The 8,005-nt window shown below is 64.7% G+C and carries 11 protein-coding genes; 6 read left to right on the top strand and 5 right to left on the bottom strand.

Annotated features, from left to right (window positions below):
- The first annotated feature begins 88 nt into the window (after nucleotides 1-88).
- The 5 genes from ACREB7_RS19885 (at nucleotide 89) to ACREB7_RS19865 (ending at nucleotide 3,107) form a co-directional block, all read left to right on the top strand.
- Entirely contained in the window at nucleotides 89-685 is a 597-nt protein-coding gene (locus ACREB7_RS19885; protein WP_431593997.1) for an FMN-dependent NADH-azoreductase, read from the top strand.
- Nucleotides 686-689: 4 nt separating this feature from the next.
- A complete protein-coding gene (locus ACREB7_RS19880; protein ID WP_431593996.1) occupies nucleotides 690-1,490 on the top strand; it encodes a DODA-type extradiol aromatic ring-opening family dioxygenase in 801 nt (266 codons plus the stop codon).
- Between the two features lie 25 nt (nucleotides 1,491-1,515).
- Nucleotides 1,516-2,211, top strand: a complete 696-nt coding sequence (locus tag ACREB7_RS19875) for an RluA family pseudouridine synthase (RefSeq protein WP_431593995.1) — start codon at nucleotides 1,516-1,518, stop codon at nucleotides 2,209-2,211.
- A complete protein-coding gene (arfB, locus tag ACREB7_RS19870) occupies nucleotides 2,204-2,605 on the top strand; it encodes an alternative ribosome rescue aminoacyl-tRNA hydrolase ArfB (RefSeq protein ID WP_431593994.1) in 402 nt (133 codons plus the stop codon). Before ACREB7_RS19875 ends, arfB begins: the two co-directional genes overlap by 8 nt.
- A gap of 181 nt (nucleotides 2,606-2,786) precedes the next feature.
- Nucleotides 2,787-3,107, top strand: coding sequence for a PilZ domain-containing protein (locus ACREB7_RS19865; protein WP_431593993.1), 321 nt, complete (start codon nucleotides 2,787-2,789; stop codon nucleotides 3,105-3,107).
- 8 nt (nucleotides 3,108-3,115) lie between these two features.
- On the opposite strand, the gene ACREB7_RS19860 is transcribed toward ACREB7_RS19865, so the two are convergent.
- Nucleotides 3,116-3,541, bottom strand: coding sequence for an EVE domain-containing protein (locus ACREB7_RS19860; RefSeq protein ID WP_431593992.1), 426 nt, complete (start codon nucleotides 3,539-3,541; stop codon nucleotides 3,116-3,118).
- 130 nt (nucleotides 3,542-3,671) lie between these two features.
- On the opposite strand from ACREB7_RS19860, the gene ACREB7_RS19855 reads away from it, so the two are divergent.
- A complete protein-coding gene (locus ACREB7_RS19855; RefSeq protein WP_431593991.1) occupies nucleotides 3,672-4,601 on the top strand; it encodes an isopenicillin N synthase family dioxygenase in 930 nt (309 codons plus the stop codon).
- Between the two features lie 17 nt (nucleotides 4,602-4,618).
- Here ACREB7_RS19855 and ACREB7_RS19850 read toward each other — a convergent pair whose 3' ends face one another.
- The 4 genes from ACREB7_RS19850 to ACREB7_RS19835 form a co-directional block, all read right to left on the bottom strand.
- Nucleotides 4,619-5,479 carry a DUF5677 domain-containing protein gene (locus ACREB7_RS19850; RefSeq protein ID WP_431593990.1) on the bottom strand — a complete coding sequence of 287 codons (861 nt, stop codon included), beginning with the start codon at nucleotides 5,477-5,479 and terminating at the stop codon, nucleotides 4,619-4,621.
- 81 nt (nucleotides 5,480-5,560) lie between these two features.
- On the bottom strand, nucleotides 5,561-5,965 hold the full coding sequence (locus tag ACREB7_RS19845) for a ribose-phosphate pyrophosphokinase (protein ID WP_431593989.1): 405 nt from the start codon (nucleotides 5,963-5,965) through the stop codon (nucleotides 5,561-5,563).
- Complete coding sequence (locus ACREB7_RS19840; RefSeq protein WP_431593988.1) at nucleotides 5,955-6,776, bottom strand: DUF1295 domain-containing protein; 822 nt, start codon at nucleotides 6,774-6,776, stop codon at nucleotides 5,955-5,957. Before ACREB7_RS19840 ends, ACREB7_RS19845 begins: the two co-directional genes overlap by 11 nt.
- A gap of 29 nt (nucleotides 6,777-6,805) precedes the next feature.
- Nucleotides 6,806-7,417 (bottom strand): lysophospholipid acyltransferase family protein, encoded by a 612-nt coding sequence (locus ACREB7_RS19835; RefSeq protein ID WP_431593987.1) that lies wholly within the window; start codon nucleotides 7,415-7,417, stop codon nucleotides 6,806-6,808.
- Between the last annotated feature and the right edge of the window lie 588 nt (nucleotides 7,418-8,005).

Genomic DNA, 8,005 nt, shown 5'->3' with positions numbered 1-8,005 from the left:
ACCCTGTGCCGCGAGTTCGCCCTTCCCCCGGTAACCGAACTCGCGGCACCCCCTTCCCGCTTTTCACCCAAGTCCAAGGAGTAAGATCATGTCCCATATTCTTCGCATCGACGCCTCGGCCCGCAACGCCGGTTCGACCACCCGCCAGCTCACCGACCAGCTCGTCACCCGCCTTGTCGAACAGGGCTATGGCGCCGCCGTCACGAGCCGTGACCTCGCGCTCACCCCGCCCGCGCTGCTCACCGAAGCCTGGGTCGGCGCCAATTTCACCGACGACGCCGACCGCAACGACGACCAGCGCGCTGCGCTTGCCGCCTCGGACGAGTTGATCGCCGAACTCGAAGCCGCCGACACGATCGTCATCGGCGTCCCCGTCTATAATTTCGCGATCCCCGCCGCGCTCAAGGCCTGGGTCGACCTGATCGCCCGCGCCCGCCGCACCTTCCGCTACACCGAGACCGGCCCCGAAGGGCTGCTCAAGGGCAAGAAGGCCTATCTCGTCGTCGCCTCGGGCGGGGTGCCCGTCGGCAGCGACTATGATTTCGCCACCGGCTATCTGCGCCACGTCCTCGGCTTCGTCGGCATCACCGACGTGTCGATCATCGCCGCCGACCGCCAGATGCAGGACGGCGAAGCGATCGCCCGCGCCACCGCGTCGATCGACGCGCTGCGGCAGGCGGCCTGAACCGATGCGCCGTCTCCCGAGCCTTTTCGTTTCGCACGGCTCGCCGATGATGGCGCTCGAGCCCAGCCCGGCAAGGACCTTCCTCGCCGGGCTGGGTGCCCATCTCCCGCGTCCGCGCGCGATCCTGATGGTGTCGGCGCACCATGATGCCGCCGATCGGGGCGGGCGCGCGACGGTGACCGCGTCGCCCCATCCGCCGACGATCCATGATTTCGGCGGCTTTCCCGACGAATTGTTCGCGATGCGCTACCCCGCGCCGGGCGATCCGGCGCTGGCCGCGCAAGTGGTCGACCTGCTCGGCGCGCACGGCCTGACCGTCACCGCCGATCCCGAACGCGGCCTCGACCATGGCGCCTGGGTGCCCTTGTCGCTGACCTACCCCGACGCCGACATCCCGGTCGTCCAGCTTTCCATCGCCTCCAACGCGCCGCCCGAATGGCATTATGCGCTCGGCCAGGCGCTCGCGCCGCTCCGCGACGAGGGCGTCCTGATCGTCGGATCGGGCAGCATCACCCACAACCTCCGCGCGCTCTTCTCGGCGCGCCCCGCCATCGACGCCCCCGCCCCGGCGTGGGTGACGGATTTCACCGACTGGGTCGCCGAGCGCATGGCGGCGGGCGCCGTCGACGACCTGCTGCACGCGGTCGAGCTTGCCCCGCACGGCCATGACAATCACCCGACGATGGACCATATCCTGCCGCTGTTCGTCGCCATGGGCGCGGGCGCCACGCCCTTCGCGGCCGAGCGGCTGCACGCCAGCACCACCTATGGCCTGCTCGGCATGGACGTTTATTCTTTCGGCTGACCGGCGCGCGGCCTATAGGCCGCCGATGTTACTCACCGATCATATCCTGTTTCTCGACGGCGAGGCGATCGTCATCGACAAACCGGCGGGCCTGCCCGTCGACGCCCCGCGCGACGGCAGCCTCAGCCTTGAGAATCATCTCGACAGCCTGAAGTTCGGGTTCAAGCGCTGGCCGCTCGCGGTCCACCGGCTCGACCGCGACACCTCGGGCTGCCTGCTCCTCGCGCGCAATCCCAAGGCGCATGGCCGCTTCACCCAGGCGTTCGAGGCGCGCGAGGTCGAAAAGGCCTATCTCGCGATCGTCGACGGCATCGTCGCAGGGACAAGCGGCACGATCGACCTGCCGCTCGCCAAGGTTTCGACCGCCGAGGACGGCTGGCGCATGGTCGGCGATGCCGACGGCAGCCGGCGCGGCAAGCCCTCGATCTCGCACTGGGAAAAGCTCGGCGAGGCGGATGGCCGCAGCCTGCTGCGCTTCCGCCCCGAAACCGGTCGCACGCACCAGCTGCGCGTCCATGCGCTCGAAGGTCTCGGCTTTCCCCTCGTCGGCGACCCCGTCTATGGCACCGGCGGCGCGCGTGATCGCACGATGCTCCACGCGGAGCGCCTCGTCGTAACACGCGGCGCCAAGCCCCCGATCGTCGCCGAAGCCCCCTTCCCCGAACGCTTCGTCGCGCTGGGCTTCGTTGCCCCGGAGGGCGCGGAACCGACGCGTGGCTGAGATTCCGGAATCGGCGATCAGCGAGAAATTCCTCGCCGGAACCGGGCCGGGCGGCCAGAATGTCAACAAGGTCGCGACCGCGTGCCAGCTGCGCGTCAATGTCTATGCGCTCGGGCTCGACCCCGACAGCTATCGGCGGCTCAAGACCCTCGCGGGCAGCCGGATGACGACCGAGGGCGAACTCGTCATCCTCGCCCGCCGCTATCGCACCCAGGAAGCGAACCGCGCCGACGCGCGCGAACGATTGCAGGCGCTCGTCGACGCCGCGCTGGTCCGCCCCGAACGGCGCGTGAAGACCAAGCCGAGCAAGGCCGCGAAGGCGCGTCGCGTCGACAGCAAAAAGGCGCGCAGTACGATCAAGGCGGGGCGCGGCCGCGTCCGCCCCTCAGAGTAAATCCAATCTTTACCTGATCCTGCCAATATCGTCGGGGCCGAAAAAGCTCCGACGGGCGAAAAACGTCCCGCCGCGAGACAAAAAACCGGGGTTTGGAAGATATTTACGATGTGTGTTTACAGGCTCGAAAGCATCGCAGCCTAAATTTGCCGCTCCACCTCCTAAGGGATCGCAGCCGACCGTGACCTATCCTGGCACCTTCTCCACCAAGCCGACCACCCAGACGCGCGGCGCCCAGCGCACGCAGGTCAAGGCGAACGCGAAATTTCGCGAAGCGGGCTTCAATCCCTATGATGCCGAGCTGTTCGACCTGTCGTCGACCGGCTTTCGCATGAACACCTTTGCCCGCCCGGCGATCGGCAAGCATATATGGGTCAGCCTGCCCGGACTGCAGCAGTTAGAGGCGATCGTGCGGCGCGTCGACGGCAATGAATATGGCTGTGAGTTCGTGAACCCGCTGCACCCCTCGGTCGCCGCGCATATGCAGAGCAAGCTGCGCTAAGCGGTCACTCAGCCCTCGGGCTTTTCCGACTTCTTCAGGATATGCTTCCACTCGGCGGGCGTCACGCGCCCGACCGACAGCCGCGACAGCCGGATCAGGTCCATGTCGGCGAGCTTCGGATCGGCCTTGATCGCCGCCAGCGTCACCGGATAGGCCAGCGCACGCACCGGCGCGACGCGGACGATGACCCAGGGCGATCCTTCGTCGGCGGTCGGATCGGGGGTCGCCTCCTCGACGATCTCCATGATGCCGACGCATTCCTTGCCGATATTGCTGTGATAGAAGAGCGCTTCGTCGCCGACCTTCATCGCCTTCATGTTGAGCTTGGCGCTATGGTTGCGCACCCCGTCCCACATGCCCTTGCCATCATGCACCAGCCTTTCCCACGCATAGGCGTCGGGTTCGGATTTCATCAGCCAATATTGTTTTGCCATGGGCGCGGGTCTAGCCGAGCCCGCGACAGGGTGGAACCGCCTTTTTCCCTTTAACCGCGCCGCCGCAGCGCCTAAATCGCATCGCATGACGCGCGCCACCGGCGCCGACCCCAGACAGATGGACAAAGACATGACTGCCGCCGTACCCGTGATTTCCATGGCGCTTCCCGCCGACCAGTTCGCGCAGCAATTCGGCGCCTCCTTCGAACGCTTCGGCTTCGCGATGATCACCGACCATGGCATCGACCCCGATCTGATCGACGAGGCGTGGGACAAGGCGAAGGCGTTCTTCGCGCTCTCCGAGGACGAAAAGCGCGCCTATCATATCCCCGGCGGCGGCGGCGCGCGCGGCTACACCCCCTTCGGGACCGAGATCGCCAAGGGCGCGAAGGAAGTCGACCTCAAGGAATTCTGGCACGTCGGCCGCGACCTGCCCGCCGGCCACCGCCTCGCCGCGCAGCAGCCGAACAATGTCTGGCCCGCCGAGGTCGCGGGCTTCCGCACCGCTTACGACAAGCTCTTCGCCGAATTCGACCGCGTCGGCGGCCGCCTGCTGTCCGGCATCGCACGTTATCTGAAGCTCGACCCGGCCTTCTTCGACGACACGGTGCAGGACGGCAACAGCGTGATGCGCCTGCTCCATTACCCCCCGGTCGAAGCGCCCGCGAAGGGCATCCGCGCCGAGGCGCATGAGGATATCAACACGATCACGCTGCTTTTGGGCGCGGAAGAAGCGGGCCTCGAAATCCTCGACAAGGACGGCAGCTGGCTCCCCGTCTCGCCCCCGCCGGGCGCGATGGCGGTCAATGTCGGCGACATGCTCCAGCGACTGACCAACAACCGCCTGCCCTCGACCACCCACCGCGTCCGCAACCCCGACGCGGGGCGAGCGAGTGTCGCGCGTTATTCGATGCCCTTCTTCCTCCACTTCCGCTCGGACTATCCGATCGAAACGCTGGAAAATTGCATCAGCGCGTCGCAGCCGAACCTGTATCCGACGCCGATCACCGCGGACGAGTATCTGCAGGAGCGGCTGCGGGAGATTGGGTTGAAGAAGTAGGCGTCGGGCTCTTACGCCTATTTCCGATTGCGAAACTTCGCTCGACATTGGTCGCGCTCCACATTCCGTATGACATCAGCTTGAGTGAGCGCCGGTTGTCGCGTTTCAGCATCCGGAAACAATTTTAGATGTCCGCCAGTTGCGGCCACCAAAATTGATGCAGCAAAGTCTACGGCCACGATCATGTATCTTTTCTCATGTTCCGTTTCGACACCAGCCCCTCGATCATGCTCGAAAGTTCGCATGAATGAGACAGGGCCAGTGTGCGTGTGCTGAGAAAAAAACCGATAGAGCAAGCGGAAATCCTGTTTGTCAGCACCCATTCTATCGAGCACTTCATCTTGGACGAAGGGTGTCTTGTGCCCTTTAAGCGCCTCCCGTCGCGCTTTGGCATCATATGTCCGCAAAAAAGCGTTTCCATCAAAACGCGCTATTAGATCGGCCATAACAACACTGTCTTGCGGCAGCGGATCTTCCGGCGCAAACATCCGACCACGCGAACCATGGTCGTGGCAGTAAGTTAATACGAACCGAGCTTGCCGTATCTCGTCATCTACGTCATCTTCGCATAACCAATGATACCAAAGATAAGCTTCCGCCAGATTACGAGCGAGCGACGCTACTGCGCTGAAGTCCCAATGCTCTTTTGGCTTACAATCTGGCAGCAGGCGCTCAATGCTTTTCGACATTACGGCGATGCGCGTAAAGAGAACAGATGCGTATGCGAGGCGATTGCCCTCGACGTAAATGCCCCCACTACCTCGTGACACCCTCACAGCACGTTTGCAGCAGTCTCGAAACTGCATTCGCCGCCGCAGGTATTCGGCCGTCAGGGCCGGCGCATCTAATGCCTCCAAGCCAGAGAGATCATCGGTCATCCCACTAGTATAGCTTGCCTCGTTGGGAAGGACACCTCATGGGATCGCGCGGCAAGATCGACAGGCCGACTTCGCGCATTCCTAACGCCCCGCCCAATAATCGAACACCACCTGCTGCTGCTCCCGGATAAACCGCGCCGCCGCCGCGCCCTCCCACGGCCCATCATAACCCAGCAGCAGCGCCGTCCCGCCGACCCACCAGCCCTGCCCCGGCAGCCGGTCGCTTTCGCGCACCACCAGCACCGCGAGGTCGGGTTCGCCGTCGAGCGCGGCGAGGCGGTCGACTTCGGCGAGCGTCTTGCACACCGCGCGCATCTTCGGCCGTGAAAAACGAAAGCCCAGCTCGCCGAGCAGCTCGGAGTAGCTGACGCTCTGCCCCGCCCGCGCCGCTTCGGTCAATATCGCGCGAATGCGCGGCGCGTCGCCTAGGGCGCTGACGTCGGCGGCGACCGGCGCGTCGCTGTCGAGGCCGGGATCAAGCGCCACGCTTTTTGGGCGGCCAGGGAAGGAAGCCCGAGGTGCGCGCGACATAGTCGTCATAGCCCGGTCGCGTATGCTTCATGCCGCGTTCGAGCAGCGCCTTGCCCGACCATTTGGTGAGGGTGAAGGATAGGAACAACGGCCCGATCACGCTCGCCGCCGCGACCCACAGCGCGGCGTCGGCGGCGACGAGGAAGATGCCCCACCAGGTCAGCGCATCGCCGAAATAATTGGGATGGCGCGTGTAGCGCCATAGCCCCGTGTCGAGGACCTTGCCTTGGTTGGCGGGATTGGCGCGGAACCGGTCGAGCTGCCAATCGCCGATGGTCTCGAACGCAATGCCGGTCAGCGCCGCCGCGACGCCGATCCAGCCGAGGATGCCGATCGCCGACCCCGGCGCCGCCGCGCTCGCCCAGATGCCGATCTGCGCCGGCAGGCTGGTGATGAACAGCAGCGGCGCCTGCGTCAGAAAGACCGAGACGAGCGCGGTGACCTCCCAGCCCCAGTGGCGCTTCTTCATAATGCTCGCGATGATCTTCTGGTAGCGCGGGTCTTCGCCGGTGCGGCGCCAGCGGACGAACAGATGGATCGCGAGCCGCAATCCCCAGAGCGTCGTCAGCCCCAGCAGCAACTGCGCGCGCAGCCCTTCATTGCCGACCTGGATCGCACTGCCCCAGGCGAGCAGCACCATGCCGAAGGCCCAGAAGGCGTCGATGAACGACACGTCGCGGATCGACAGGGCGATCAGCCACAGCAGCCCGATGACCAATATCAGGCCGAAGAAATTCGTCGCCAGCATGATCCCCACGCTTGTCATCGCACTCTCCTGCCCTGCACCCCGGCGGCCTAATCCACCCCCACGATATCATCGATCGACGTCACCGCACGCTCCGGGAATTTCGGGATGCAGCTTTTATAGGTCTCGAGCACCTTCATCATGTCGGCGCGGAAATCGCCCGTCGGCCAGATCAGCGGACCGAGCCCGCCGGTCTTGGTGCCATAATCCATGAACCCGACCACCATCGGCACCTTCGCCGCGAGCGCGATCTGATAGAATCCGGTGCGCCATTTCTTCGCCTTGCCGCGCGTCCCCTCGGGCGCGACGGTCAGCATGAATTCGGCGCGGCGCGCGAACTGTTCGACCATCTGCGCCACCGCGTTCGACGCATGGTGCCGGTCGACCGGGATGCCGCCCATCTGTTTCATAAAACCCGCGAGCGGCCATTTGAACAGCGACAATTTGCCCATGAAATGGGCGCGAACCTTGAGGTCGGCGGTCAGCCCGAGGAAGTTCACGAAATCCCAGTTGCTGGTGTGCGGCGCGGCGATGATGATGAAGCGCCGCGGTTCGGGCACCTCACCCTCGGCCTTCCAGCCGCGCAGCCGGTACATCGCCAGCAACAGGCGGCGCACGGCGCGCGCCACCAGTCCCGGCGGATGATCGTCGATTTCGGTCACTCAGGCTCCTCTTCCGCAAAGCGGACTGCGCGAATTGGATGCAGTTGGCAAGTAGCCTGACGTGCGGCGGAAAGCCGATCTATTCCCCCAGCAGTAGGAAAAGCTCCGATGGTGAGACAAGACGGATATCCGGATAACGGGTGCCTCCGCACGTCGGTTTCAACACAATCACACCGCCCGCGTCTTGCCGATCATATCCCACGCGGCGGACGGCTGAGAACTTTTCCTGAATGCGCTGTACCATCGCAGCCCTCGCCGATCGATCGGCAGCGTCGAGCGCGTCAATGTCGGCTTTGATTTCATTTGCGTTGGGGCAAGACACTCTCGCGTCGATCTTTTCGGCCTCGCGCGGCAAATCGGTCGGCGGATCGCAAGCGGCAAGAACGACGCTCGATAGTATCGAGAATATTATGTATGCGCACCGCATCGTCTCTCCCCCCCGTCAGGAGAAATGCGGGAAAGCATGCGCCACGACAAGAGAAACAACGGGACGATGTCGATTGCGGGCGCCGCTGCCGGGATCGGCTTTGGGGTGGGGAGCGGATGTTGCTCTCCCCTCCCGCAGGCGGGAGGGGTTGGGGGTGGGCC

The organism is Sphingopyxis sp., from assembly GCF_050725615.1.
In the GTDB taxonomy this organism is placed as follows: domain Bacteria; phylum Pseudomonadota; class Alphaproteobacteria; order Sphingomonadales; family Sphingomonadaceae; genus Sphingopyxis.
This window is presented reverse-complemented; position numbering and strand designations above follow the sequence as displayed.